The 26,806-nt window shown below is 50.8% G+C and carries 24 protein-coding genes; 7 read left to right on the forward strand and 17 right to left on the reverse strand.

Annotated elements, in window-relative coordinates; genetic code table 11:
- Position 1: 1 nt before the first annotated feature.
- The 4 genes from D7M11_RS08255 to D7M11_RS37080 form a co-directional block, all read right to left on the reverse strand.
- Positions 2–1,852, reverse strand: a complete 1,851-nt coding sequence (locus D7M11_RS08255) for a polysaccharide biosynthesis protein (protein WP_120746683.1) — start codon at positions 1,850–1,852, stop codon at positions 2–4.
- A gap of 260 nt (positions 1,853–2,112) precedes the next feature.
- On the reverse strand, positions 2,113–2,769 hold the full coding sequence (locus D7M11_RS08260; RefSeq protein ID WP_120746684.1) for a CpsD/CapB family tyrosine-protein kinase: 657 nt from the start codon (positions 2,767–2,769) through the stop codon (positions 2,113–2,115).
- The gene (locus D7M11_RS08265) at positions 2,753–3,508 is read right to left on the reverse strand and encodes a YveK family protein (protein ID WP_120746685.1); all 756 of its coding nucleotides are present in this window, start codon (positions 3,506–3,508) and stop codon (positions 2,753–2,755) included. The genes D7M11_RS08260 and D7M11_RS08265 overlap by 17 nt, the downstream gene beginning before the upstream one ends.
- A gap of 24 nt (positions 3,509–3,532) precedes the next feature.
- Positions 3,533–3,925: a hypothetical protein gene (locus D7M11_RS37080; RefSeq protein WP_205127039.1), complete on the reverse strand. Its 393-nt coding sequence runs from the start codon at positions 3,923–3,925 to the stop codon at positions 3,533–3,535.
- A gap of 564 nt (positions 3,926–4,489) precedes the next feature.
- Here D7M11_RS37080 and D7M11_RS08280 point away from each other — a divergent pair.
- Positions 4,490–4,858, forward strand: coding sequence for a helix-turn-helix domain-containing protein (locus tag D7M11_RS08280; protein WP_120746688.1), 369 nt, complete (start codon positions 4,490–4,492; stop codon positions 4,856–4,858).
- Positions 4,859–4,899: 41 nt separating this feature from the next.
- Positions 4,900–6,387 (forward strand): glycosyl hydrolase family 28-related protein, encoded by a 1,488-nt coding sequence (locus D7M11_RS08285; RefSeq protein WP_158606509.1) that lies wholly within the window; start codon positions 4,900–4,902, stop codon positions 6,385–6,387.
- An 87-nt stretch (positions 6,388–6,474) separates the two neighbouring features.
- Here D7M11_RS08285 and D7M11_RS08290 read toward each other — a convergent pair whose 3' ends face one another.
- The 3 genes from D7M11_RS08290 to D7M11_RS08300 form a co-directional block, all read right to left on the reverse strand.
- Positions 6,475–8,130, reverse strand: a complete 1,656-nt coding sequence (locus D7M11_RS08290; RefSeq protein WP_120746690.1) for a glucosamine inositolphosphorylceramide transferase family protein — start codon at positions 8,128–8,130, stop codon at positions 6,475–6,477.
- 133 nt (positions 8,131–8,263) lie between these two features.
- Positions 8,264–9,076 carry a glycosyl hydrolase family 28-related protein gene (locus D7M11_RS08295; protein ID WP_158606510.1) on the reverse strand — a complete coding sequence of 271 codons (813 nt, stop codon included), beginning with the start codon at positions 9,074–9,076 and terminating at the stop codon, positions 8,264–8,266.
- 137 nt (positions 9,077–9,213) lie between these two features.
- Positions 9,214–9,513: a YunC family protein gene (locus tag D7M11_RS08300; protein ID WP_120746692.1), complete on the reverse strand. Its 300-nt coding sequence runs from the start codon at positions 9,511–9,513 to the stop codon at positions 9,214–9,216.
- A 180-nt stretch (positions 9,514–9,693) separates the two neighbouring features.
- On the opposite strand from D7M11_RS08300, the gene D7M11_RS08305 reads away from it, so the two are divergent.
- Together D7M11_RS08305 and D7M11_RS08310 are read left to right on the forward strand one after the other, a co-directional pair.
- Positions 9,694–10,251 (forward strand): hypothetical protein, encoded by a 558-nt coding sequence (locus D7M11_RS08305; RefSeq protein WP_120746693.1) that lies wholly within the window; start codon positions 9,694–9,696, stop codon positions 10,249–10,251.
- Positions 10,252–10,383: 132 nt separating this feature from the next.
- A complete protein-coding gene (locus D7M11_RS08310) occupies positions 10,384–10,683 on the forward strand; it encodes a hypothetical protein (RefSeq protein ID WP_120746694.1) in 300 nt (99 codons plus the stop codon).
- A gap of 112 nt (positions 10,684–10,795) precedes the next feature.
- Here D7M11_RS08310 and D7M11_RS08315 read toward each other — a convergent pair whose 3' ends face one another.
- A complete protein-coding gene (locus D7M11_RS08315; protein WP_120746695.1) occupies positions 10,796–11,170 on the reverse strand; it encodes a DUF423 domain-containing protein in 375 nt (124 codons plus the stop codon).
- 212 nt (positions 11,171–11,382) lie between these two features.
- On the opposite strand from D7M11_RS08315, the gene D7M11_RS08320 reads away from it, so the two are divergent.
- Entirely contained in the window at positions 11,383–11,589 is a 207-nt protein-coding gene (locus D7M11_RS08320; RefSeq protein WP_120746696.1) for a hypothetical protein, read from the forward strand.
- A 30-nt stretch (positions 11,590–11,619) separates the two neighbouring features.
- Here the strand turns inward: D7M11_RS08320 and D7M11_RS08325 are convergent, their stop codons facing one another.
- The 9 genes from D7M11_RS08325 to recQ all read right to left on the reverse strand — a co-directional run bounded on the left by D7M11_RS08325 (position 11,620) and on the right by recQ (position 24,094).
- Positions 11,620–12,432 carry a sugar phosphate isomerase/epimerase family protein gene (locus D7M11_RS08325; RefSeq protein ID WP_120746697.1) on the reverse strand — a complete coding sequence of 271 codons (813 nt, stop codon included), beginning with the start codon at positions 12,430–12,432 and terminating at the stop codon, positions 11,620–11,622.
- Positions 12,433–12,605: 173 nt separating this feature from the next.
- Positions 12,606–13,460 (reverse strand): diguanylate cyclase domain-containing protein, encoded by an 855-nt coding sequence (locus tag D7M11_RS08330; RefSeq protein ID WP_120746698.1) that lies wholly within the window; start codon positions 13,458–13,460, stop codon positions 12,606–12,608.
- On the reverse strand, positions 13,457–15,544 hold the full coding sequence (locus tag D7M11_RS08335) for a cellulose biosynthesis cyclic di-GMP-binding regulatory protein BcsB (RefSeq protein WP_158606511.1): 2,088 nt from the start codon (positions 15,542–15,544) through the stop codon (positions 13,457–13,459). Before D7M11_RS08335 ends, D7M11_RS08330 begins: the two co-directional genes overlap by 4 nt.
- Before the next feature lie 64 nt (positions 15,545–15,608).
- Positions 15,609–16,862: a glycosyltransferase family 2 protein gene (locus tag D7M11_RS08340; RefSeq protein ID WP_120746700.1), complete on the reverse strand. Its 1,254-nt coding sequence runs from the start codon at positions 16,860–16,862 to the stop codon at positions 15,609–15,611.
- Between the two features lie 5 nt (positions 16,863–16,867).
- A complete protein-coding gene (locus tag D7M11_RS08345) occupies positions 16,868–18,187 on the reverse strand; it encodes a DUF2334 domain-containing protein (RefSeq protein ID WP_193556141.1) in 1,320 nt (439 codons plus the stop codon).
- Between the two features lie 25 nt (positions 18,188–18,212).
- A complete protein-coding gene (gene wsfD, locus D7M11_RS08350) occupies positions 18,213–19,763 on the reverse strand; it encodes a glycan biosynthesis hexose transferase WsfD (protein ID WP_193556142.1) in 1,551 nt (516 codons plus the stop codon).
- A 90-nt stretch (positions 19,764–19,853) separates the two neighbouring features.
- The gene (locus D7M11_RS08355; RefSeq protein WP_120746702.1) at positions 19,854–20,996 is read right to left on the reverse strand and encodes a hypothetical protein; all 1,143 of its coding nucleotides are present in this window, start codon (positions 20,994–20,996) and stop codon (positions 19,854–19,856) included.
- A 270-nt stretch (positions 20,997–21,266) separates the two neighbouring features.
- Positions 21,267–22,151 carry a hypothetical protein gene (locus D7M11_RS08360; RefSeq protein WP_120746703.1) on the reverse strand — a complete coding sequence of 295 codons (885 nt, stop codon included), beginning with the start codon at positions 22,149–22,151 and terminating at the stop codon, positions 21,267–21,269.
- Between the two features lie 149 nt (positions 22,152–22,300).
- Positions 22,301–24,094, reverse strand: a complete 1,794-nt coding sequence (gene recQ, locus D7M11_RS08365) for a DNA helicase RecQ (RefSeq protein ID WP_240041005.1) — start codon at positions 24,092–24,094, stop codon at positions 22,301–22,303.
- Between the two features lie 422 nt (positions 24,095–24,516).
- On the opposite strand from recQ, the gene D7M11_RS08370 reads away from it, so the two are divergent.
- Together D7M11_RS08370 and D7M11_RS08375 are read left to right on the forward strand one after the other, a co-directional pair.
- On the forward strand, positions 24,517–25,284 hold the full coding sequence (locus D7M11_RS08370) for a class I SAM-dependent methyltransferase (RefSeq protein ID WP_120746704.1): 768 nt from the start codon (positions 24,517–24,519) through the stop codon (positions 25,282–25,284).
- An 11-nt stretch (positions 25,285–25,295) separates the two neighbouring features.
- On the forward strand, positions 25,296–26,456 hold the full coding sequence (locus D7M11_RS08375) for an HD domain-containing protein (RefSeq protein WP_120746705.1): 1,161 nt from the start codon (positions 25,296–25,298) through the stop codon (positions 26,454–26,456).
- The last annotated feature ends 350 nt before the right edge of the window (positions 26,457–26,806 follow it).

A 26,806-nucleotide genomic window follows, 5' to 3' on the forward strand; every position in this document is an offset into this window, starting at 1 on the left:
CTCAAGATTTGACTAGTTCTTTGCTTTCCCACTGTTCCACCGTCCGATACATAGGTACAATATGCCCGATAAGGTCTTTGATATACTCTTTATTTCCCCGTAGCACATGCTCCAACTTGGAAATTTCCGCTTCCAATTCGCTTCTGTTCACATGGGCCGGTTTTCCTATGAAAATACGGTTATGTTTTGTCGAAGCAAGCCCCTCCTCGTTCGTCAGAAGCTCTTCGAACAATTTCTCTCCGGGACGAATGCCCGTATAATGGATAGGAATATCGACATTGGGCTCGAAGCCTGACAAACGAATCAAATCTTTTGCAAGGTTGAGAATTTTTACAGGCTCACCCATATCCAGGACGAATACTTCTCCTCCATTCGCCAAAGAACCTGCCTGTATAACCAGTTGAACCGCCTCCGGTATCGTCATGAAATATCTAATCATGTCCGGATGAGTAACTGTGACGGGTCCGCCGCTTTCGATTTGCTGTTTGAATCTGGGAATGACGCTGCCTCGACTCCCTAGCACATTGCCGAATCTGACCGCGGCATATTTCGTGCGGCTAGTATGATTCAAACTCTGAATGTACATCTCAGCGATCCGTTTCGTCGCCCCCATTATACTTGTCGGATTTACGGCTTTATCCGTCGATATGAGAACAAACCGGCCCGTACCGTACTTATCGGCGCAATCCGCAACGTTGCGTGTGCCCAGCACGTTGTTTTTGACTGCTTCCGCGGGATTTCGCTCCATAAGCGGTACGTGCTTATGCGCGGCTGCGTGAAAGACGACTTCGGGAGAGTACGTCCGGAATACATCGTCAATCCGGTTCCGATCCTGGACATCTGCAATAATGGGTTCCAATTCAAGTTGCGGATATTTGCTCCGTAGCTCCATCTCTATGGAATAAATGCTGTTCTCCCCATGGCCAAGAAGTAGCAATTGTTTAGGGCGAAACTCCGCAATTTGCCGACATAGCTCGGACCCTATCGAGCCGCCTGCCCCTGTTATGAGTACGGTTTTGTTTTCTACATAGTTGGCGATACCTTCCAAATCGACTTTTACCGCTTCCCTCCCGAGCAAATCTTCGACTTCTACATCACGAATTTCTTTGATAGTGATTTTTCCGTGAATAAGATCATCCAAGCTGGGTATGATTTTCAATTTGGCTTTCGTCATTTTGCAAACATCGATCAGTTGCGATATCCCCCTCTTGGATAAAGAAGGAATTGCAATTATAATGTCATCAATCTGAAATCGTTCGACAACCTCACCTATTTGATCTTTCCCCCCCAATACGGGAATACCCAAAACTTGGTGCTTATGTTTCTTAGGATCGTCATCGATAAAGACAACCGGATACATTTCGGAATTACGATTGAACTTCAATTCTTTCGCAATGAATGTACCGCAGTCTCCGGCACCTATGATGAGCGCTTTTCGTTGACTCGATTGGCGCTTATTGTACGAGTCCCTTGCAATTCTCCATGCAAATCGCACGCCGCCCATAAGTAGCAATGTGGTTTCAAATATGGATAACATCAACGAAACGGGTAATAGCTGGCCCTTGACGATTGAAGTGATGGCAAACGATAATAAACTGCTTAACGAAACCGATTTGATAATAGAAATCAATTCGCCTATACTGGAATAACGCCATACTCGTTTGTACAGATTAAACAGGATCATGAAAATTGTACTTACAGCAATCGAAACGAATGTGTATGACAGCCAATCCGCATAGTGGCTCTTTGGAATACGTCCTTCGAAATGAAGAAAATATGCCGTGAATACACTTGCCCATACAATAACAATGTCCGTTCCAACCAATATATAAGTTTTGAAGTTTATCTTCATATACCTACACTCCTTATTCCACTCATTTTCTTTCACAAAAAGAAAACAACCGGCAGGACCTTCCGACAAAGACAAAGGCATGCCAGCTCTTTTCAATTTATGAAAAGGTTGGGCATCTAACCCACCCTCACACCACACCACCGACGATCTACGTCTAAGGCGGTAACCGCCCACAGCATGGTCGAGTGCCTACATTGATAAAGGTAAGTAGACATCACCTAATTGTCGTTACGTTATGGAACGGTTTTCCTAAGTCCCATTTACAAACTGATGGCGCGGGATCGCTTTTTATCATTCAAGACGACACCCAACACAGGCGCCTTAATTTGTTCCAGTCGATTTATGGCCTGTGCAATATGGCCTTGTCTTGTTTTTCCAGATTTGATTACGAGAAGCACTCCGTCGCACAGTGCTGCGATAATCTGGGCATCGGTAGATTGCAAAACAGGTGGAGAATCGAAAAAAATGAAATTATACGTTTTCCGGAGCTTCTCAATTAATGAAATCACTTGATCAGAACAGATCAATTGCGTTGAATACTGTTGTAGCGGTCCGGACGTCAAGAGCGATAAATTGGCAATCGAAGTATTACAGACGGATTCGTCCACGGAATGTCGTTGCAACAATACATCTGAAAGACCGATTTTGTTCGATACGGAAAATACTTGATGAAGCCTGGGGATTTTCCAATGGGCATCGATCAAAATAACTTTGTGTCCTTCCTGAGCGTAGGCAATTGCAAGATTGGATACCGTCGTCGTTTTCCCTTCGCCGTGTAAAGAGGAAGTAACTAATATGGTGCTGGGATCTTCGGCCCCGAATCGAAGATTCGCTCTCAAACTTCGGTAAGCTTCGGAAGCAGCTGACATCGGGTCGAGGTAAGAAACTAACGCACTCTTATTAATTGGTACCGACATATGTCTCACCGCCCTTGCCTGATTTGACTGAAGACGAAGCGCCGTTCTGCACTCCAGAACTATATCTTTGTATTTTCGAAACGGTCGCAATCACCGGTAATCCGAGTCTCCGCCGCGCCTCTTCATCGCTGCGGATCGTATCATTCCCTACTTCCATTGCGAACACGATGCCAACTGAAATGAGGAGCGACAGTAAAAAACCGATTACGATGTTGAACGGAATGTTGGGCGATAGGGGTTTCGGATTGTTGAGCGTTTTTGCAGAATGTAGAATCGTAATATTATCGGTCATCATAATTTTGGGAATTTCCGTCTTGAACACTTCAGACACCGCATTAACGATTTTTACCGCATTACTTTGCGACGAATCCGTGACGGTCAATGTAATGATCTGAGAATCCCTGACTCCGCTGACTTTTACTTTCCCTATCAATTGATTCGAAGTCATCCCGATATCAGGGTATTGTTCGACGACTTTTTCCATGATGGCCGATGTTCCAACAATTTCCTTATAGGTGTTGACTAAAATAAGGCTCGTGGTTACAGAAGAGTAATCAACCCGATCGCTTTGGGCTGAAGATTTGATTTGATTAACAATCAGCTTAACCGATGCCGAGTAGATCGGCGTGACCAAATAAGCGCTATACAAGTAAGCCGCACTACAGCCAATTAAAACGAATACCGCTATAATCCAGAATCGTTTTCTCAAAATCGCACTTAGTTCTCTCGTCTCTGTCATCCAAATTCTCCTTTGTTTCGATGTTTAACATAGAACTTCAAATTGCGATGATTTCGCATTTTTTTCAGCTTCGAACATGTTATATCTCTCTATTTTGGTTATGCCGTATTTCGTGCGTATCGCTTCCCTCCATATTCGAAAACCTGGATCTAACATGAATTTATTGGCACCGGTAAGGTGAACTCCGTATTCGTAGATCCCCTCCAGTTCTCGACTCCATACTAGAAGCCCATTTACCAAATGCACGTGCTGCGTTACCCGAAATTCAAACTCGAGCCATACCCCCCGGCTTTCGGGTATATTTAGATTTGTTGAGAAATAGAGCTCCGTCATGCCGAGATGAATAATTTTCACAAGCGCAAATTTACTCTGCACGGCCTTATCCCCAATATGCACAATCTGCATTTTTCCGATCAAGGTAGGCGTAAGTTTGCATCGCACCGGTCGTCTCAATTTATAAAAACCGCCTCTCCGTAAAAATCGTAAAAATCGTTATGTGCGACGCATTGCTACACCCATTAATTGACGATACGTTACGTATCATATAAGACGCAAGTATTCCTTATGATCGGCTACTGGTCGGTCGGATAAAAACTATAGCCTTATTTTCCGCTGGAAATCAATTTTTCCGTTCGTCGGATGCAGGCATGTCTATCCCGGAAATACGCATCATGTCGTCGCGTTTCGTTTGACTGGTTTGCTGGGATTCGGAAATAAGTCTCTTTGCCATTGTCGGGTCTTTTCCCATATAACGTATAATATCCATTACATCGAGTTGAATCTGCTTTTCGCTATTCTTTTTTTTTCTAGAACTCGACTTATTTCGACTCATACTTTGCTCCTATATATGATATCGTCCCCAGAATCAGTTTATGATACACTTTGTATCGTGTCAATACATTATTTTTTATTGATCTTGTTATCGCACGATTTATCCGGGTATACTAATACTACGTAGATTAGGTAATAGGAGGACTCATAATGGACCTTTGCGGGGATAGAATTGCCTACTTAAGGGAGAAACGTGGCTTAACCCAAGAAGAGCTTTCTATAAAATTGGGGATATCACGCGCCTCACTATCCCATTACGAAACGAATCGGAGACAGCCCGATTACGAAACACTTCGTAACATTGCCAATTTTTTCGATATATCGCTTGACTATTTACTTGGCAGAACTAATAATCCGCAAACCGTTCTCGACAGAGATATCAGGGACTTTGTCGATAGTTTGGAATTATCAGACGAGAAGATTTTAGAGAAATTCATGTTGACCATCGACGGCAGAAAACTTACTCCCGAGGAAGCAAAACGATTTATTGCATTTGTTAGAGCGGAGCGATCGATGTAATGCTATCGAATGTCTCATAGAAGAAATCGGAGGTGTTCTACTTGTCAAACATTGATCAGAGAAAAATTACACGCAGGAAAGCTTTAGCCGCACTAGGTGTAGGAGGCATTGGACTGGTCGGATCGACATTTTTCCCCGGAAGCGCCAATGGTGAAGTCACTTCGGCCGACTCCCTAGCTTTACCGCATCTGCAGCAGCCCTGCATTGTAACAACAATCCATGATTTACGGTCCATTGTCGTCCCTAACGCAGATTCGGTCTATTATGTAAAGGATCCGGGTCAAGAAGGGTTCTTCTATTACGATCCCGCTGATAAAAGCTCTGTGGACGATACCGGCACCGTGCTTGTCTCCAAAATCACCGGCGCTAGATTTAAACGAAATATCCCTAACGGGGTTCTCAATGTAAAATGGTTCGGAGCCAAAGGGAAAGGTAGTGTCGATGATACGGCAGCCATTCAAAACGCTATCGATGCCGCTAATAATTACCGCGGAGGTGTCGTTATCATTCCGAGCGGGGACTATTTCATTTCCTCCGCAATTCGTTATTACAGCTACAGTCATATTGTCGGCATGGGGAAGGTTTCTGTAAAAATTTGGAATAGAGGTTCCGATTATGCCTTTAAACCGCATGACAGTTCCATCATTACCCGTCATGCAAGCATCGAAAGTTTACGGATAACCGGTCATTCCGCAAATACCGGTGGAATATTAGTTCAAAACTGCAATGAATGCATATTTGAAAACATAGAGTTCGGACAAATCCCCGGCATTGGACTGCATGTAATCGGCACCATTGGCGGCTGCTACTGGAACAATGTATCGCAATGTACATTCCTCGGAACCGCAGGAACTACTCATTCCATCAAATTTGACCAAAACTCCCTTGAGAATCGCCCCAATGCCAATAAGGTTCATCAGTGTGTCATATCGGGTGGTGATATCGGCATCGAAATCGTTTCTGGCGATACGATCATCATAAGCGAAACCGGTATCAGCGATACGACCGGCCCCTGGCTTAAAGTCGGAGGAAATTCTTGCAAATTTATCGCCAATCGTTATGAAAACCACTCCGATGGCGGCGGCATTATTCTTACTCCCACATCTTATGATTGCATTTTATTGGCTGAATCTTATACCGGTAAAGATAAATACACAGACTCGGGAAGAAACAATCTCCGTTTATCGACGAGTCTGGCTTTGCAGGGCTTATCCGTATATCGGCAATCCATTACGCCTTCCAATAATGCAAACGATTCCTTCGAGTTTGTACCGCACCAATCATTCGCTGGCGACGTGATGAGAGTTTATACTAACGAAACAAAAACCAACAAAACTTTGACCATCGATAAGATGGGGAACATTACGACCAAAGGCTCGGTAAACTTAGGAGAAGGGACTTCGTTCCGACTGCCGAACTTACCTAACAATCCATCCGACCCTCAGAAAGGCACCATGTTTTTCGATACACGCATTAACAAAATAAAAGTGTGGACTGGATCAAAATGGGAAACCGTAACCAGCTCCTAATCTTAGAAAAGACCCGCCGGCGACTGGCCTGGCGGGTTTCCATTTGGGCGACTTGCTTTCCAGTTCCCTGGCTTCCATATCGGGACTTCACCATTCAAATTTCAACAATTTCCCATCAAGCAACTCAAAGTCTTCATTCAAATTATAAGTATGGGTTGCCACTAATTTTTCCGTCCAATTCGGCTTTATTTCCGATATTGGCTTCTCTTTATAGTAATGCTCATTCAAAATCTCGACTTCATTGAAAATGATCGAATACCCGTAATTAATCAAGCAATTTTGCGAGGGCCTTATTAGCTTACCATCCTTTTTCAATAAATTGCCGGCCGGTCGAGCATTGCCGGCGTCGGAGACGATTGGGTTCATCGGATGAGGTTTCCATTCGCCCAGTGGAGAATCTGAATAAAATAAATGAAGTTCGTCCAACGTGGAAGCCCCTTTCGAAGCAATGTTAGCAAAAAGCCAAAATTTATGATTGTACTCAACAATAGTTGTATCTACTGCTTTAATATTATTCATAATCACCTTCTCCAAAGTCCATTCCACCGGAAATTGGGTAGCTCGATACAATTCTATCGTTTTGTTTCCAGAAGATTCCGGAATCATGTAAATCTGGTCTTGCCATTCAAATAAAAATGGGTAGGACAAGTGATATGGGGTTTCAAGCACGACTTTCGGCTCGGAATACGTGTTGTTCTCAGGTTCGAATTCGATATAGGAGATAACCCCTCTCCCTAAACTATTTATATAATCCTCAAAAAATACATAATTCCTTCCATTCTTCATTAGAATAAAAGGATCAGCATAAAACCGTCCCGCAGGCGGTTTTATCATTTCGAACTTACTTTGATGCTTGTTTTTAAAAGCGATAAACCATTGCTCCTTCATGATCTTTAATTTGATTCTTAACCGTATTTGGTATAAGGTCAAAGATGATAAAAATTTGATCATTTGCAAGTTTGACGGCATTTTAACTTTTTTAGTTGCAGGCTGGAACGATTCGTTGTACGTATCTAACGATGTAATATAATCCCAGCCTCTCGTATAAAGGTCGTTCAATCTTCTATGTACGAATTCAGACGCTTTCCAACAAGTTGCATTCCGATTCAAGAACAAGGAACGAAAGACCGTCGGTGATACCGATCGGTAAATGACTTTGCCATCGTTCGCGCGATTCGAGGTAATTTGCAAAGAAGTTTCCGTTCTCACGTTTTTCTCATAAATTTCCCAAAAAAAGGAATAACTCCTGTAATAATCCATAATATCATCGTGCTCATACGACCATACTCCATATTTCGCCAAATGAATCATATCTCTGCACATCGCAGGAAATCCAATTTTAACGATAACGTCCAGTTTGTATTGTTTGATTGCGATTTGATCGAGATCGGGAATAATGCTAGTTTCTCCACCTCGATTTGGGCTCACAGACCGTATCTCCACATTTACCTGTTTGAGCAATGGCTCGATCGACTTTGGCGCAAACGCATCGAATGGAACCCTTTTCCTGTGAAGTTTGTAGTCCAACTTGCAATAAGCGGAATACAAGAGACAGGAAAGTGTTGGCTTCCGCTTTGTTGAGGCGATCGATTTTACACTTTTCTCCTTTACGAGAACGATACAAAGCTCCATATGTTTCGAATAAACGATGTCCGTAATAATCTTTTCTACCCAATTATGTACCGTTAAGGATTCGATCATGATACCGATCTTAAGACGCCCGTTGTTCGCTGCCGATTTCAAAATACTCCCCCCCCAATGTTGGTAGTTATAGCTTTACAATATCATATGTTACATTTCGTATCAACAAAACTCAATAATAACGCAGCTATTCATAGAGATATAGCTGCGCATTCCCCGCTTGTTTGTTGTGGAATCATACGTCTAACTGGTTCGTATTGTTGCCGCTTTGATTGATGACTCCATCACTAATGTTGGCTTTAACGACTGAATGATGCGTTCCTTGACGCAAGTAAATAGGTGTTGCAATCGTATTTGCTACCACGCAGTGGTTCGTGCCGTATATGTCTAGATTTACTTTGGCTGTACCACCGGCAATTCTATTTCCAAGCAATGATACTTTCCTGGACAACGGATTGAAAATGAAGCCGATCGTGTTGCAATTGCTGACCAAGGTTGTAGAGCACCCCGCAAAATCGGCGAGCAGCCCGCCGCCGCAATCAACCGTGGTTACTTTTCTATCCCCGCCAGAAGGTGAATCCATCGGATATTTGATAGCCGGAAGTTGTTCCTTGTTTAATGTACCGAGATTGCATTTATCGATCGTGGAGATCATCCCGACCGAAGGAGCCGTGTACTCAATACAATACCCTGCGGTGTTTTTAATTGTAATATCCGCTATTTTTTGACCCGAGCCGGATTCAATTATAATCCCTCTTCCTGTATACGTCTTTCCATTGCCTTCAAGAGTCAGTTGTGTAATTTGGGACCCGTTCTCCATCCGCACCATATCCCCGTTGAACCCTTTTAAAATGTACGATAAGCTTCCGATCCCTTTCAAAATATAACTATCCGGTATTGTTATTGTTGAGGTTATCTTATAGGTTCCTTTCGGAACAACCACACATCCCGTGCCGGCACTGAAAGCTTGTACAAATGCTTTTGTATCATCTGCTACTCCGTTTCCAACCGCTCCGTAATCAACTATATTAGCTTCGTAAGTCGCCATTTCGGTCAACTCCTTGTTCATTATCTAATTGCTACGATATAATATGGAAAGCTATTAAAATGGTGCGTAGACTTTTATACCATTTTGGAGTCATAAAAGTTATGGAGAGAAGCCCATACGACCTCTCTCCTCCCCCCTCACATCAACAGCAAAGCATCCCGCCCCTTCATGCCCGGCACGATGCCGAGCTTCTCCGCCTCGAACGTGACCGACTCGAGCGGCGCCTCCAACAGGTCGGCGATCGAGCGCACGCCCGTAGCTCGGCCGGCGATAATGCCGCGCTCCTTCAGCCTCTCGTTGAGCAGCGCCACATCGAGAGCGCCGCACATAATATACCCTTTATCGGTCGCAAGCGCGATCAGGGATGTTTTCGGCAGCTCGACGGTGATGCCAATAACGGTACGACCTTCGAGTACGATCGGTTTTACCTCCATCATGTTCGTTCTGATCTCCCTTCGCCTGTAGTCCTACACTATATGCAGCCGGCCTACGGTTAGTCCGGTCGTTCGCCTACCGGTCCGGATAGCCATTACAGGCCACGGAAATCGTTACTTCCGGTACATTTTTTGTTATAATAAGGACTACTTACCTACTCGTGAATCTCGGGAAGTGAATACGTGGGAACAAATCAATCGTCATTCGAGAAGAAACAGCATTTATTTCGTCTGGAGGTCCTGATCGAGGAACCGACCCATACGCTGGCGCTGGCGGCGCTGCTGCAAGCGCTCAGTCATCCGAAGATCGAAGACTTTCGCATTGTGGAGGGGCTGCAGTTCGGCAAGCTGATCGAAAAAGCCGAAAGCGAGAGGAAGGCGCAGCCAATTCCGATACCGCCGGGGCAATCCGTTCCGGTCGGGCGCGCGCTTGAGCAGGCCAAAAACGGGAGCGGCATCGACAAAGCGAAGAAGGGTGTGCAGGCAAACACGGCAAAGAGCTCGGAGGGTCCTTCGCGGAATTCGGGCGATACCGGGCTGAATCTGGAGCATCTGATGAGGCTCAAGGAGAGCGGCACGCTCGTGCGGATTGTAGCGGTCAAAGGCAAAGGCGTCAAGCTCAGCATACCGTGCCGCATCTTGAACTATGACAGCGACAACCAGCAGCTTACGATCTACCATGTCGACGAGCGAACCGTTTACTCCTTCAAGCTCAACGAGATTGAGGATATAACGACCTGATCCGGCAGTAAGGTTTGTGACAGGTTGCAGCTTCGCAAGACAAGCCGCATTTTCGTCCCCGTGGTCGTTTGTCCAAGCAGTAGCTCGCCACACGCATAGTATGAGGTAGACTCGCGAAGGGAGGACTTCCTAATGCAATCTACCGTCAAACGGCAAGACGTGAAGAAGCTCGTCGGCAAACGGATTTATGCGGTTCGCAAGGACGGCGCTATCGTCACCGGACTGCTGCGGGGCATGAAAGGCAATCAGCTGATCTTGGAGCAATCGAAAGGCAAAACGGTGAAAACGAAAGCGTTCGTGCCTCTTGCGTTGTTCGATCTGCTCGCAATTGGGACAGCCGGCGGCTTTGGATTCGGTTCTGGATTTGGATTCGGTCCCGGATTCGGCCCTGGATTCGGTCCTGGATTTGGATTCGGCCCAGGCTTTTTCTAGTAATGTGAAAAGCTTCTTGATAGAAGCATTTCGATGAATTATGCTTTACCAATAAACGAAAAAGACGGCGGGAGCGTGCATGATCGCAGCTCCCCCCGTCTTTTTTGTTTGTTTATCCCCGCTTGCGAACGCTGGCGGCGAGAAACGCCCAGCCGATCATAAGCGACACGCCGCCGAACGGAGTAATGATGCCGAGTTTGCTAATTCCTGTCACAGCCATCACATACAAGCTGCCCGAGAACAGCACGATGCCTGCGAGAAGGAAGACGGCCGCTCTGGCCGCAAGCTTCGATTCCCCCAGCTTGTCCGCAGCGAGGCCGATCAGAATGAGTCCCAGCGCATGGGCGATATGGTACTGTACCCCGGTTTCATAAGCCGCGAGCATATTTGCATCGATTTTATCCTTGAGGCCGTGCGCGCCGAATGCTCCGATCGCGACCGCGAGCAGCATGGCGATAGCTCCCCAGCTTACATATTTCCGAAGCATGGAACCGTTCTCCTCTCCGTTTGGTCTTATATGTCCAGCATAGCGGATCGCCCGCCGTAAAACCAGCGAACATTCGGTGACGTGCCGAAAGATCTAGATCTCACTATTTTTTGATACAATTTGACACAAAACTATTGGCTCGTCGGCCACAATCTGATACAATACGTATCAACAACACATTCTCCCATTTCCGTACAAGGAGGGCATCTAACATGCCGCGCAAACGCGTCTACACGGACGAACAAAGACTCGAAAGACACCGCGAAGCAAGCCGCCGCTACCGCGAAGCGAATCTCGAAAAAGTAACCGCGTATAATAAACAATGGAAAATGGATAACTGGGAATATTACCGCGAATACAACCGCGAATATTTGCGCCGCTGGCGCCAAACCAAAAAAACGGGGCGGGCGACCAAATAAGCGGAGTCCCTCTCAGTCCCTGCCTGGCTCTTACACGGAAGCAGGTCCAGGCATCCAACCGCGGCTGCGCAGCTCGGCCACGGAATCGCGGACGCACCGCTCCCCGTCTTCCCCGAAATATTCGAACGAGATGAAGCCTTCATAACCGTTTGAGTATAACGCTTGACATACGCTTACATTATCTACGTCTCCGTCCAGAACAGGGGTCGGACGGCGCGTTTCGGGTGCATCCAGATTCCAGAAATAGCTTTTCATGTGAACATGGTCGGTATACCCGTACAAAACGTGCAGCGCCTCCAGTTGATCGACGCGGTCCAGATACAGGTTGAATCCGTCGAAAATCATACGCAGCCGCGGATGATCCGCCTCCCTGAAGATACGGCGGATCGATTCGATCTGATCGGCGAACGTATTGTTATGCAGCTCCAGACCCAGATTGACGCCGTAGCGGTCCGCAATTGTAAGCGCCTTCTTCAGTGCCTTCATGGCTTTGTCCCACATTTCAGCGGGCGCATCCTTCGATGACAGATGTCCGAAGAAAATCCGGACGAGCGGGGCTCCGAACCGGACGGCGTATTGCGCCGCTTTCTCGATAACCGCCAAGCTTTCCTCGCGTTCCTCGTCGCTTTTGGAAAAATAGGCGTATGGGCTTACGGCCGGCACCGCAAGTCCAAGGCGGCGGATTTCCTCGTCTAGACCGTCCACGGACCCGGTTCGCAACGCGTATTCGTCGATATGTCCGGTCCACAGCTCGATGCCGGCAAGCCCCAGCTCCGCTGCGCGGTTCAGTACGTATTCCACCGGCTTGTCCCGGTTTCCCGTCGAACAAAGACTCCATTTCATCGGTAATCGCCTCCTCTAGGCTAATGGGCGCGCCCGCCAAAAAAAGGTCTCCCGGAACAAGTCGGGAGACCGAGCGCTGCCGCGTCACTGGTTCAGGACCATTATAAGCCAGCCCTCTTCGGAGCGGCAACAGATAAGGCTGTCTTTAACCGGTCTATATCACCCGGAGCCGTTTATACATCGTACTCGAGCTGTTTTTTCGCTTGAACGATATAATCGATCGGGGTCTCGATTGTTTTCCCGTCGTATTCCAGCGCCCCCATCTTGAGGCTTAAGTCGACTCGATGCCGGCCCGAATGTTTCAAAATATTCGCTTCGCGGAACGTCTGCCGGATCCGGTCCATGACGATATTCGCCCCTTCCCGGTCGGTAAACAGAAGCAATCCCCACATCGTATCTTCTTTATCAAGCAAATAAATCGCGTCGTTCGTGCGGATGCTGCTCTGGCTGACGTTCGTGATGCCTGCAATAAGCTCTGTGAGCTGCTCGTCCGCGATCATGCCCCTGATTTCCTTCAAGTACTTGATCTTGATAACAAGCAGCGTAAGCGGAATGCCGTATCGGGCCGACAAGCCCGCGAAGATGCCGACGTCCCTCGTAAACGATACTACGTTTTTCAAATCGGTATTTTCGTCCAATGTCGCCAGTCTGGACGTCTGCGAGCGCAGCTCCTCATTTTCGGCTTGCAGCCTGCGGGAAGCCAGCGTAAACAGCCATACCGCAACCGTAAGCAGCGGGGTTACGAGCATCCAGAAGTAAGCGCTCAGTCCGATCGCGCCGCCATGGGACACCGCATCGTATACGATGAACGTCCCGTAACCGAACAGGAAGACGACATTGAGGACGAGACCGGTTGTCACGTTCGTAAAATACGTAATAACGGCGATCAGCACCGCGATATTCAGGAAGACGAAATTATGGACGTATGCGTTCGGATCGCTGGACGTAAACGCTACGCATATCATGCACAACACAAGAAACAGCAGAAATGCGATATCCGAGACCAAGCTGTTGTTTCTTACCTTCATCGCCGGCCACCCCGCTTTTTCCGTTTCTTCCGGTGCTTTCGTGTGAGCAGCAGCAGCGACACCAGCACCACGATCATCGTCGTGCCGCCAGCTACCGAGAAGCGGAGCACATCGCGCCGGACCAGCAGCTCCGGCAAGAATGAACCGGAGCGGTCGCCGGCTTCCTTTTTAAACCGGAACGCCCGGAGGATCCCGTCTTTGTCCGTGAGCACCCCGTCGCCGTATAGACTCCATTTTCCTTTCTCGTTCGCCAGCAGCTTCGATGCCAGGTAATAGCTTTCCGAGCGCGCTCCGGTCACGACAAGCATCGCATTCCCGGCCGCATAGGGCGAATCCAGCAGTTGCAACGTACCAACCCGGCTCCCATACTCCGGATCGATGCTCATCTTTTCATTAGAGAGAAACGACCCGCCCGTCCCGTCGTATTGAAAGTACAGCTTGTCGTTGCTTGTGCGAATGACGGCATTGTCCTCGTACGTGCCGATCGCAATAATATTGCGGTCTTGCAGATCATCCGCCCGCACATCGTCCCCGTACACGGTCACATCCCCGGTATTGCCGCCAACATTTTTTCCGAGCAAATTAAACAGGTTCGAGAACGTTTCGTACGTATAGTCGTCACGTTTCTGCGGAAGAACTACCCCGACGCGGTTATAAATACCGTCGCGTATGAACGGGGAAGGGTAGTAACCGAACAACAATTCGGTCCGATCCTTCGTGCGGAAGTCGATCATCGATTCGTTCGTCGTGTAAGCCCAAGGCGAATTGGACTGAGGCGCCAAACAGGCCGCCTCCACTTGACGTAAATCGAAACCGACCGTAACGGAAAAATTGCCGGAAACGGTGAGATCGCTCGGGATCGTAAATACAGCCGTATCGCCGTCTGCCAGTTCCCTCGTCAGATGTTTGCTGCCGATCGGCGTCTGATTGACGTATACGGTGACAAGCGCGCGATTGAAATCCAGGTTTTGGGCATAGCGGAAGTGGAGGCGGATTTCTCCGTCATTCACGACGGTACGGTTGACCGGCAGCGGCACGAAATACGTTTTTTCCGTATAACCGGCTCCTTTCAGTTCGTCCCCGGTGGCCGTCAGCGCCATGTGCGTACGGAACGCCGGCTTCGGCATCGCCACGTCCGCGCCTGGCTCGACCGCTTTCGCGCCCGTCTGAAGCTGGCCCATCAGCTCCGTATTGGCGATTAGTCTCCCGGCCTTCGTCAGCAGCTCCCTGTTTCGCGACGTTGCGACGAGAACCGTCTTGCCGCCGATATCCAGCAGCTGCAGCCATGCTTTGCCGGAGACATCCTTATCCCCCAAGAGCGTCTTGATCTCGTCGGGAAGCCGGTCATACAATCCGATGAGCACGACCAGTTCCTTGTCCTTCAGTCGATCCTCTTTATACGGAACAAGTGGAATTTGCTTGTCCTCGAACGGATTGCTCCTCGCGAAGCCGGACAAGGCGTACACGGCAGCCTCCAGCTCCTCGGGCTCGCTCTGATCGGGAGTAACGATTGCGCTTTCGCCCGAAAACACCGAATCCAGCCCGGAAAACCGCTCGTAAAAGTCGGCTATCGTGCCGTCAAGCGGCTGCGACGTATAGCGGACGTTAATCGCCGTAGCGGCGGAAAGCTGCAGCCACTGATCCGGAATTTGATCGACCGAGCAGAGCTCGTCGTCTAGCGTGCGAATATAGCTTTGCAGCTCCAACTTGTTGTCGCCCTTGCGCAGCAGCTCCTTCGGAACGGCTATGGAGAGATGCTGGATTCTGCCTTCCTTCAGCTCCGGGCGGAACGAGTAAAACGGCGTATCGTTGACGAAGACGGTTACACTGGTGATCCACTGTTTCAGCAGTTGCGTCACGGCGTAATCCATATTCAAAGTCACATCCTGCACGTTCCAGTAATCCGGAAGCTGAAACGTTCTCAGCTTCGAGCTTCGGGTACCGGAAAAGGAAGTGTCCGCATTCGCAAACGAGTACCGGAACTGCTTCGAGCCGTCCGCCTCCGGCGCAGCCGAAACGATTGGCCCGAACGAAGCAATAACGATCAGAACTAGCAAAAGGAGGGCAATCGTTTTGTTGTTCATGAGGCTCATTCTCCCGTAACAGTATCGAACCCGCAATCTTGGTCTCGCGTTTATTTATATCGTTCTAAAATCGCTCGGTTTTATACCATTTCACTTCCCGAACGAGCAGGACATCCTTCGAATATTGGTACATCCCGAATAAAACAACCGCCAGCCACATTTGGCAATACGAGACGTACATAAGCAGGATGATCGCCAGATTGGAAAACGTCATTTCTCCCTTTTCCGTCGTAATCGTCACAAACGTCCCGATGACAAACAGCAAAATGGCCAAAAACCACAAAAAAGCGCTCAGCCCGGCAATCGTCGTCTGAACGTAGCCCAGGGCGTGGAAAACAAGCAGCAAATCCGAAGCGACAAGCGCCATAAGAAGTAAAAAGTAGATGGAGATGTAATACATAATGTCGTAACGGATCAGCTTCGCCGACGGATGGAATAGCAGCTTCATATTTTTGACGATGACATAAATATTGCCTTTCGCCCAGCGGGTCCGCTGCTTGAACCACACCTTCACCGTCTGCGGCTCCTGCTCCCAGGTGACCGAGCGCGGCTGGAACTTGATTTTGTAGCCCATCATATAAATCCGGAAGCTGATTTCGGTATCCTCCGCAATCGCCTTTTCATCCCAGCCCCCGATGCTCTCTACGATGCTTCGCCGCATGACGAAGTTCGTTCCCGGTATCGTAGCAAGCCCCAGCAGCTTCCAGCGGCCGGCCTGGACCATCCATTGGAAAGACAGCGTTTCGATATTAATAAAACGCGTCAGCAGGTTGACGTTCCGGTTGCGCGTGCGGAACTTGCCGATGACGGCCCCAAGCTTCGGATCGTTCACGATTTCGGCGACCAAATAACGCAGCGCCTGCTTCTCCGGCGTATTGTCGGCATCGTAGATCGCGATCAGCTCGCCCTTGCTCTGGGCAAAGCCGATATTAAGCGCGTTCGACTTCCCTCTTCCTCCGGTAATGTTGTCCGTGTTGATCACGATCATGTTTCTTAGCGGATTCCGGTTTTGTATGCGAGCTAGCAGCTCGCTGCTATTATCGGACGAATTGTCGTTAATGACGATAATCTCGTAACGATCGTGCGGGTAGTCCAGTGCCAGCAGCGCTTCGACCGTCTTCCCGATCACTTTGCCTTCGTTATGGGCCGGAACCATAATCGTGACGAACGGCTCCTCGCCATGCTTCAGCTCCGGCGGGCTTTTGCGTTCTTCTTCCATATAGTAGACATATCCGGCAATGATGAGCACGATGTTGACGAGCAGGAGCGACCAGATACAGATAACGGCGGCTACCATCACATAATCGGCGAATGTCACACCCATTACCCCCGAATTTTAAATTTCCGCAAATACAAACGCCGCCCGATCAGGAGAAAGCAGCCAAAAATAACGAGTGTTGCGGCAATGATCACGATAAAAATCCGGTTTTGTACAGAAAACAGCGTCGTGAAGCTTTTCTGCACCTCTTCCTGATACTTATAGTCGTCCTTCACCGGGTCGGAGCCTTCCTGCTCGTGAACCATTTTGCCATCAATGGACACCGCTGCGTGTAACGAAACGATCGTATGCGAGCCACTGCGCACTTCGTGACGGTATTCCTTGTAATCGTCGAAGGCGATTCTTGTGCCGACGAGCGCCTTCAAGTTTTTGGCAAGAAGCTCTTTGTCGTCGGTAAAATCGAAAGTAACGGCCGTATCCGTCCGAAACGTCTGAGACTGCCCCCCGAGCTTTCCCATCTTCGCCAAATCGTCCAAGCGGACGCTATACAGCGAAGAAACGAACGTCCTGGACATATTCGTTCGCTCTATATGGAGCGGAGAAACGTCGGGATACAATACCGCCGAATCGAAAAACCGCATCCCGTTGTTTGCAAAAACGGTATCGTACGTCCAGTACAATTCCGCGCCGATGCCAAGCGGAGCGATCCGGTTCTCAGCCAGCACGGCAATAAACGATTCCATCCTCGCCTGCAGCGTTTGCCCGTTCAAACCCGGCGTAGCCTGCACGACGGGCGCGTTCACAATAATGCTGCCGTTTCGCGACTGCACGTATTGCAGCGCGCTCAGATACCGTTTCATCGCCGGAAAATCGGTATTGCTGAATACGGGCTGCACGCTGGCGATAAAAGGAATGCCCGCATCATACAGCCGGTCCGCCATATTTTGCAGAAGCTGCAAATCCGAGAATGGGTAGATGTCCTTCACAAGCGCAAACGTCCGTCCAGGCAGCTTGACGTCGAGCCACGTTCCAAGCACTTCGGCCATTCGGGCTTCGTTTACAATTCCTTTCTCAAAAACCGGAACGTGCACGTCCGCTTGCCGAAACGGCTCATTTTCGCCAATATGCAAATAACCGCCTTTGAACGCTCGGAAATCGGCGAGGAACGCCTCGTTAGAGACGGCCAGATCGGGTGCGTTGACAACCACGATCAACTTGCCGTAGGTCCCCATCATGCCGCGCTTGTATTGTTCCAGGCTGAGGCTCGTCACTTGCGCTCGGTAAGCGGCCAGCAAACGCTCCATAACCGCCACGTTGCCTTCCGCCCTCGTTCCGATGCCGAGACTGTCATATAGCAGCAGCACGCGCTCCGTTTGTGCCGCCGCGGGTTCGGCAGCGCCGGAATCCGGGGGAAACAGCAGCATACAAGCGAGCAGAAGAAGAAGGAGGCTACATACTTTTTTGCGCCGCAAAGGTCGTCACCCCCTTGTGCGGAATACGAGGACCGTGCTGTGCCGGTTCGTCCGCTTCCCGGAACAGCCGCCTGCCGACTACATCCGCTACGGTGAGAAACGTCACGATATCGAACGCAAGCGTAAATAAAAATTCGTGCTTGGCCAGATCGGCGTCGCCGGCGCCGACGATCGATACGCAAATACCCGCCAGTCCGATGAGCATCATCGTGACCATAAACAGCATTCTTTGCATGAGCCGCACGTTTCTGCCGATAACGGCCGTAACGAAAGTCGGCGCGTACAGCCCGACCACGACGAGAGCCCACAGGACGATAAAGCCGAACGTCTTCGGCGCCGCGTTTTCCTTCAAGAAGCTGTAGGCCGAGAAAAAGGACGTATGCGCGCCAAACGGCTTGCCCGCCGACAGCTCGTAGTTGCCCATCGCTCCGGGCCGGATCGTGAAGGCGTTTTTGGCGGCGATTTGCAAAATTGAGCCAAGCTGGTCCGGATGCTGGATATAGTAAAACAAAATCGAAACAAAGCTGTATTTACTGTAAAACTCTTTTTGCAGTAGCTCCGAGTTGACATCAACCGTCGCATACGGCTCGTAATGAATCGTGCCTTTCAATATCGCGTACTGCTCGTCGATCCCCAGCGACTTCAGTGCGGAATCCGGATCCGGCGTCTGCATCAGGACGCCCCGGGTCATCGCATGATACTGATTGACGTTCACGAATTCATCCGAAATCATCATATACGTCACAATTCCGGAGAGGAATAAAACAACAAGGGAGCACGCAGTAAGGATGCGAAACCGGGTTTGCTCGCGAATCCATATAAGCGCCAGACCGAGCACGGCCACGATCAGCCCGACAGGCGCATTTTGCTGCTTGGACGTGGTCAGAATGAGGGCGCTGACGACAAACAAAGCGAGCATGGTATAGTCGTTGTAGCGTCTCCGGTACAACAGCAGCCAGGAAGACGACATGAACAGCACAGCGACAAGAATGACGCTCTCGCCATAAAACGAATTAAAATAAGCCGTATAAGCGGTATCGCCGAAAACGAACACGGCTAGGCCTGCGATTAGGAACCCCCGTTTCCGCGAAACTCTCCAGGTTACGGCCTCGACCAGCAAGTAGACGCCAGCCGTATACAGCAGCGTATAAAGGATCGCTTGAAACCGGATATCGAATACGGCAGGGTGAAAGAGCAGCTTGTTCAAAAAAATAGCCGCCTTCAAAAATAACGCCTGGGACGAAAAAATCATCGAGGCGTTTTCGTTGTAGTATTGAAAAATGCCGTACTGCCTGACAAAATGCCCAAAGCGTAATTGATCGTAATCCGGATTGCTGAAATAAAGGCCGTTGCTGTAAATGCTGCGGAAAAAATCCCCGTTGTCGGCCATCCCGATATAAGGCGGTATGAACAACGCGAAACCTGTTATCGATAAAACGGCAAGCGCCGCAAAAACAGACGGCGTAATAGCGGAGCCGAGCCGATGCCCTATGTGCCTTATGCGTAATGTCTCCGTTATCGTCGTCATGCGGGTGTCGCCACCTTCGTTGTTGTGTGTAGAATGCTTAACGAAATAAAGGACCTAGTAGTAGCGGGTGATTTATTTCGTTAAGCATCCTTAGTAGGAATAAGCGAGCAGCGCCATCAAATTGTCGAATGAATAGGCTTGATAGGTTTCGGCGTTGCCGAAGCCGCCGAACAGCTCGTGATCCGGAGCGGTGATCTGGAATGCGCCCATCCGTTTGATGCTGTCCGCATACAGCTCTTTGTCCCCGATCTCCGAGCCGAGCATGGCGGCCAGCGCATAGATGGCCGTCGATTGGACCGAGCTTGCCGGTACGCCGCTTTTTGTATACTGACCGAACAGCTTTCCTTCTTTTACCTGCTCTTTGATATAACGAATCGATTCCGGCCGCGCTTGCTCCACTTCCGCTAAGTGCAAAATCGTAAGCAGCGACTCCACCGTTTGGATCGTCTCCGACTCGTACCGCCCGGCCACATACCGGTACCGGGTTTCATATAACGGAAAACGGTCGCCGAGGTAGCCGTTCTGCGCGATTCCCAGCATCGCATCCAGCAGAGACTGCCGCTGCTTGTCCGTGACCGGCAAAACCCCAAGCGTTTTCAAATCGATATAACAAAGGGTGATAAAGTCATTAACCGTTCGGCTTGTCTCATCGTAAAAATCGTAGACTCTTCCGTTTTTGACGTTATACGAATAAAAGCGGCTGCCGTATCGGATCGCTTCCTTCGTATAACGATCGTCAGCGAACGCCCCACCGGCTTCGTACAAAGCGCGAATGAGCCGGAGATCGTCCACGGCCGCGTTGACGGCATACTTTTTGGGCAGGGTCGGACTGTAGCGGTAGCTGAAGCCGCTTTTCATGTCGAACGTTTGCCGCGCCAGCTCCCATTGCCGGTCGAACAAGCTCTGTTTCTTCGTTATCGCGGCATATCTCATCATAAGCGAGGCCGATTCGCTCAGTACCTCGTGTCCGGTCGCCGCTTCCGCTGACTGTCCGGTCTCGCTGTAATTCGTATAGATGCCATACGGACCGGTCAGCCGCTTCCCAATAAAGTCGGCCGTCCTCTCCCGCTCGGCCCGGACGTTTAATTCGTTCCCGTACGAGCGGATCGGCAGCGGCTGCGTGCCCGATCCAGATATCGACGATATTTGTTTATTTTTAACAATTACGCCGGCGGCAGCCACAACTCCGATCGTTATCGCGGCTGCAAGGAAAAGCGACCAAGGCCTTTTCAAGTGACCACGCCCCGATTCATGAATGCGATCCGAAAAGAATTACCGAATCATTCCATTCCGAGCTTACAAAAAACAAAAATCGCCGAATGTAGACGGCGACATAGGGCTCGGTTTTGAAGTAAAACCGTCCGTGTTGCAGACAAAGTCCCACCGTAGATAGGACTTTGCCCGCAGTTTTGCGGTTCATGGATAACAAATCATTGTCCAAGTAGACCATATCATACTTTAAATTATTAATCCATATTAGCTAATTGTACAATAAAGGAAACCTTAATTTTTGTTAAAATCAGTATATGCTTCTAGCACCGGCGTCAGCTCCGGCCGTCCTGTAAGCACATGCTGCCGCAAACGCGCCGTCCGGCGTTCGCCCGTGCGAAGATCCGCTCCGAATAAAGTAAAATAAAGCGCATTATGCCTCCGGATGCTGTCCGCATCCTCTGCGCTCGAATACGTCGTTCCGATCGCGGCGCATTCGTCCGGGTCGGCCATCTGCACGATACTAACAGCGCCGTCCGACATAAGCGCGACCGGTTTGCCGTAGAACGGGCCGGTGACGAACGGAGCGATCGGCAGGCCGGTTTTTTCGTTCAGCCATCGTCCGTCCAGCCGGGTATGTCCGGCTTCGTTATCGCGTGGAAAGTAGACATAATGCCCTTTGATCAGCGGGTGATCCTCCACCTTGTGCAGCAGCATGTCGGCGGAATCCGTACGCCCCGGCCAGTTTGGAAACACGATATACGGTTCCAGCGCAAAGTCGAAATAGGACGATACCGTAATTTCAAACTTGGACGCCGGCCTGAACGCCTCTACAGTAACGGTCAAATCGATCGTGGAGTCGTCCTTGATCTCATACACCGCTTCCATCTCACACGGATTAACCTCCGTCGGCGTAAAATGCAGCGTTACACCCCGCTCCGATAACTCACGGACGGTAAACGGCTCGTATCTGGCTATGCCTTGCAGACGACGGTCGTACATAATCCGGTACAAGTTCAACGCATAGTAAGGCTCCCTGACGATGTCGAACCCTGTCCCCGGCAAGCGCATCGAGACGAGCCCATGCCTCTCCTTGTCCGCTCCGAGTACGAGTTCGGTTTGACCCGCCCGAAGCGGTATTCTTTTTTGCTCAGCTTGCGCCCCTGTATGATCTGCCATATTCATCAACCTCTCCGCTTATATGGATTCTTTTTGTTAATCGATTACTACATCCGACGGGATCGCCGCTGCGGGCGGCCATCTTGTGTCCGTCCAGCCGCAAGCGAACGTATCCTGCCCGGGTTTCCGGGGCAGCGGAGGCACGTCCGTTACCGTCCGGCCGCGTGCTCCTCGATGCACTCCAGAAAAGCGCGCCCGTATTTGTCGTATTTATGCTTGCCGATCCCTTTGACCGACAGCATATCGCTTTCCGTACGCGGCTGTTGAACGCACAATTCCCGCAACGTCGCATCGTGGAATATCGTGAACGGAGGAACCCGCTCCCGTTCGGCAAACGATTTGCGCAGCTGGCGCAGCTTCTCGAACAGCGATTCGTCGCCAAGCTGCTCCTCCCGCGAGGCGCTTCGCACGGTAGGCGCTACCCGCTGGAACACCTGCTCCTTGCCCTCCAGCACCGCCTTCGCTTCCATCGTCAGCGTCAATACCGGATACTGACTGTCCGTCAGCTTCATGTAGCCGTCGGCGACAAGGACGTTGATCAGACCCACGATGTCCTTTTCCTTGCGTGAGCTTAGCGCTCCGTATGTGGGCAGCTGCTCGAAGCCGAACTGCCGCACCTTGGCGTCGTTCGCGCCGCGCAGCACCTTGGCCGTCATTGTAATGCCGAAACGCTGCTTCATGCGGGCGACGCACGAAAAAACTTTCTGCGCGTCAAGCGTCACGTCGGCGACTTCGCGGTCGTCGGTACAACTGCTGCAACGGCCGCAAGCTTCGCCGTCCGAAGCGCCGAAATACCGGACGATGTAGCGCTGGAGGCATTCGGTCGTATGGCAATATTCAACCATGCCGTGCAGATTGCCGTATTCGATCGTTTTTCGCTCCTCGTCCCCTTCGCCTTGCTCAATCAAAAACTTCTGCGTCATCACGTCCTGGGGTGCGTACAGCAGGATACATTCGCCCGGCTCCCCGTCACGGCCTGCGCGCCCGGCTTCCTGGTAATAGGACTCGACATTTTTCGGAATGTTGTAATGGATCACATAACGCACATTCGATTTGTCGATGCCCATGCCGAAGGCGTTGGTCGCTACCATGATTTTCAATTCGTCGTACAAAAACATTTCCTGGCCTCGCGCCCGCTCCTCCTCGTCAAGCCCTGCGTGGTAGCGCCCCGCACGCACGCCCAGCTTGACGAGGTAGCTGCAAATGTCCTCGACCTCTCTGCGGGTCGACGCGTACACGATGCCGCAATCGTTCGGGCGGCTGCGCACGTAATCCGCGAGATACGCTTTTTTGTCGGCCCCCTTTAGCACGGACAAGCTGAGATTGTCGCGCGCATAACCGGTCGTTACGCGGACCGGGTCCTGCAGCCGCAGATGGCGGACGATGTCCTCCTTCACTTTATCCGTTGCCGTTGCCGTGAAGGCGGCGACGACCGGCCGCGGCCGGATCAGCCCCAGCACCCGGCTGATCGACATGTAGCTGGGGCGGAAATCGTGCCCCCACTGCGAGACGCAGTGCGCTTCGTCGACCGCTACGAACGGGATATGCAGCTCTCCAAGCAAACGCCCGAACCGTTCCGATTCGAGACGCTCCGGCGCCACATAAACGAGCTTGTACTTACCGTCCGCAATTTCGCGGAAACGGGTGTTCAGCTGCGCCGCCGTCAGTGTGCTGTTAATGAAGGTTGTCGGAATCCCGGTCTGGTTAAGCGCATCGACCTGGTCCTTCATCAGCGAGATGAGCGGCGAGACGACCAGCGTAATGCCGTCCATCGCGGCCGCCGGCACCTGGTAGCAGATCGATTTGCCCGCTCCGGTCGGCATGACCCCGATGGCGTCCCGTCCGGCGAGTATGCCCGATACGAGCTCCTCCTGGCCTGTCCGAAAGCTGTCGTAGCCGAAAGCGGTTTTCAGTATTTGTTTCGCTTGTTGCAGCGCGGGCACGTCATTTCCCTCCAATGTTCACGTCTGGTTTCCAGCTTCCACTATATCATAGAAGGGCCTTACCCTACACCGCTGCGACAGCCTTTTGACAAGGATTAGAGCGCGATGGCGGCCGATTTGCGCCCGCTTTCGGCCCCTATTGGGTGGTTTGGCCGGTTTTTGTGCAATCGCTGGAAAAGCGACAATTTTGTTTTAAAGAAGCTTGGTTCCCCGCAGCGCGGTAATGTTTGCTATGATGGATGTAACTTAGCGCAGAAAGAGGGATGAACATGTCAGTCTCTACGATTCGGAAGGAAGCTCGAACCCATTTGATGGCAAATTTCCATGGCGAAATTTGCATCGTTTTTGCGGTGCGGAACGCGTAAGCCTTAGACGCGCACTCCCTGCCGCCACCTATGATTTGGAGGGAGAATGAACCTATTATGTCTTTCAGCTACTACGGAGAGTTATGCACGGAAGTTTACGATTTGACGAAGCGGGTTGGACATTCGTTCGGAGGAGAGATCGAGTATTACCGGAATCGTCTGCACGCGCTCGGGGGCACGTTTCTGGAAGCGATGGCCGGCTCCGGCCGCGTACTCATTCCGCTCTTGGAATCGGGCTTGCGGATAGACGGCGTTGATTCGTCGCCGGAGATGCTCGCTTCATGCCGGAAGCGTTGCGACGAACGGGGCTTGCAGGCGAACTTATACGAAGCAAGCCTTCAAGAATTGGCTCTGCCGGACCTCTACGACGCGATTATTATTCCGGGCGGCTCGTTTCTGCTCATCGAAAAGCGCGACGAGTCGATCGCCGTCCTGAAGCGGCTGTTCGAACATCTGAAGCCCGGCGGCCGTCTGCTGCTCGATCTGTTTTTGCCCGAGACGTTCGATATCGACAAAGGCAAAGTCAGCACGTCGACGTATCAGCTTACGAACGGCGATACGATCACGATGGAGGGCAAGCTTGTCGAGACGAATCTGTTCGAGCAGTACCAAGTGAGCTATTTGAAATACGAAAAATGGCGCGCGGGCAAGCTGCTGCAAACCGAGCTGCAGCGTTTCGCGCTGCGCTGGTACGGCATCGAGGAATTCAAGCTCGTTCTGGAAAGCGTCGGCTTTACGGACATCGTTCTATCGGCGGACTTCGAGTATGGCAAACCACCGACAAAAGCCAGTTCCGCATTCGTATATGAAGCTGTCAAAAGATAGGAGTCCGTACTATGATCGTACAAGACCCGCTGCACGGGTCGATTCGGATCGACGATGTGGATATTCGCGAGCTGGCGCACACCGCCGCTTTTCGCAGGCTTGCCGGACTGAAGCAGCAGGGGCACACTTGCCTTCTGCTGCCGGAAGCGACCCACAGCAGATACAGCCACTCGCTTGGCGTCTATGCAAATATGCGCAGCATGATCGAGAAGCTGCAAGCTGCGGGAAGCACCCGGTTCGAGCCGTTTGAAATCAAGATCGGCCTGACCGCCGCGCTGCTGCACGATATCGGGCACGGCCCGCTCTCCCATTGCTTCGAAGCGATCACCGGCATCCATCACGAGAGGTGGACGACCCGGATGATCGCCGAGCATCCGGAATTAGCAGACGTGCTGGCAAGAACGCCTGGCTTAACCGAAGGCGTCCTGTCGGTAATCGGGCGTTATGGCGATTATCCGGTGCTGCAAGAGCTGCTGTTCTCGCAGATTGGCGCAGATAGGCTCGATTATACGGCGAGAGACTGGTACTTCTCGGGCATCGGTGCAGAGCCCCTCGAGCCTGAAGCTTTTATCCGGGCCATGTGGCTGCGGGCGGGCAGACTCGTCCTGCTGCCGGAAGCTGTGCCGTATGTCGAGCAATTCGTTCGCGTCAAGAGAAAACTGTTCGAGCAAGGTTTCCAGCATCCGGACGTAATCGGCAAGGACGTACTGCTGAAGCTGCTGTTCAAACGGGCGAGGCTGCTGTTCGTCTCGGGCCAGCTCCAAGACGTCCCTGAGCCGCTTCTGCCGTTGTTCGACGGCTCGTTCTGGCCGGTCGCGGCTTACGCCGAACTCGACGACGAGTCGATCGGCGCCGCTGCGGCGCGTTGGGCCGGTCATGAGGATGCCCTCTTGAGCTTAATCGGCCGCACCTATTTAGCTCCGCTAAAGTCCAGCATCGCCTGGAAGGAGCTTGACGGCGCGGACGATCCGCGGGCCATTGCGGTGCTGCCGGAGGCGGGCGCCCCATTCTTGTCCGAAATCGCGGAGCAGCAAATCAAGTACGGCTGCTACCGAGCCGGAATAGGCATTGCTGCGGAGTCCGGCAGGATCTTCGACGTATCGGAGCTATCGGAGACCATCCGGGAACATTCCCGCTACAGCGGCAAACGTTATTTGTTTTATATTCGGTGAAATGTGTTACGCCCTGCGCGCTCGCGTCAGGGCGTATTCGGCTTTTTTTCGAGTGAACGAACATGAGCCCGGTTCGATGTCGGCAATTTGTGACAATAAGAGTCTTTAGAGCATGTTAAATCAACTTCATTATCGGCGTATAAAGAGATAGCAGTCTTTTGAGACTTTTATTCAAGGCCATAACCGCTCCTAGCGGTCCTACCCCCTAATTATGGAGAATAGTCTGCACAAGCTAGAGCGTTCGCAGTCTTACTTGAAATCTCACGTAATCAGGCTTTAAAGCGCAACTTGGAAGGGGGTTAAGTCTGGCTTCGCAGCGGCGATCCACTCCCGGAACTCCGCCGGCGAGC

Source organism: Paenibacillus ginsengarvi, from assembly GCF_003626695.1.
GTDB classification, from domain to species: Bacteria; Bacillota; Bacilli; order Paenibacillales; family NBRC-103111; genus Paenibacillus_AB; species Paenibacillus_AB ginsengarvi.

Coding starts and splice junctions, on each gene's coding strand:
- D7M11_RS08260 (WP_120746684.1), bottom strand. CDS start 2,769: ATGTCGGTACCAATTAATAAGAGTGCGTTAGTTTCTTACCTCGACCCG.
- D7M11_RS08315 (WP_120746695.1), bottom strand. CDS start 11,170: ATGCTTCGGAAATATGTAAGCTGGGGAGCTATCGCCATGCTGCTCGCG.
- D7M11_RS08335 (WP_158606511.1), bottom strand. CDS start 15,544: ATGAACAACAAAACGATTGCCCTCCTTTTGCTAGTTCTGATCGTTATT.
- D7M11_RS08255 (WP_120746683.1), bottom strand. CDS start 1,852: ATGAAGATAAACTTCAAAACTTATATATTGGTTGGAACGGACATTGTT.
- D7M11_RS08375 (WP_120746705.1), top strand. CDS start 25,296: ATGATCGTACAAGACCCGCTGCACGGGTCGATTCGGATCGACGATGTG.
- D7M11_RS08360 (WP_120746703.1), bottom strand. CDS start 22,151: ATGGCAGATCATACAGGGGCGCAAGCTGAGCAAAAAAGAATACCGCTT.
- D7M11_RS08325 (WP_120746697.1), bottom strand. CDS start 12,432: ATGAAATGGAGTCTTTGTTCGACGGGAAACCGGGACAAGCCGGTGGAA.
- wsfD (WP_193556142.1), bottom strand. CDS start 19,763: ATGACGACGATAACGGAGACATTACGCATAAGGCACATAGGGCATCGG.
- D7M11_RS08310 (WP_120746694.1), top strand. CDS start 10,384: ATGCAATCTACCGTCAAACGGCAAGACGTGAAGAAGCTCGTCGGCAAA.
- D7M11_RS08300 (WP_120746692.1), bottom strand. CDS start 9,513: ATGATGGAGGTAAAACCGATCGTACTCGAAGGTCGTACCGTTATTGGC.
- D7M11_RS08320 (WP_120746696.1), top strand. CDS start 11,383: ATGCCGCGCAAACGCGTCTACACGGACGAACAAAGACTCGAAAGACAC.
- D7M11_RS08370 (WP_120746704.1), top strand. CDS start 24,517: ATGTCTTTCAGCTACTACGGAGAGTTATGCACGGAAGTTTACGATTTG.
- D7M11_RS08345 (WP_193556141.1), bottom strand. CDS start 18,187: ATGCTGCTGTTTCCCCCGGATTCCGGCGCTGCCGAACCCGCGGCGGCA.
- D7M11_RS08265 (WP_120746685.1), bottom strand. CDS start 3,508: ATGACAGAGACGAGAGAACTAAGTGCGATTTTGAGAAAACGATTCTGG.
- D7M11_RS08295 (WP_158606510.1), bottom strand. CDS start 9,076: ATGGCGACTTACGAAGCTAATATAGTTGATTACGGAGCGGTTGGAAAC.
- D7M11_RS08330 (WP_120746698.1), bottom strand. CDS start 13,460: ATGAAGGTAAGAAACAACAGCTTGGTCTCGGATATCGCATTTCTGCTG.
- D7M11_RS08280 (WP_120746688.1), top strand. CDS start 4,490: ATGGACCTTTGCGGGGATAGAATTGCCTACTTAAGGGAGAAACGTGGC.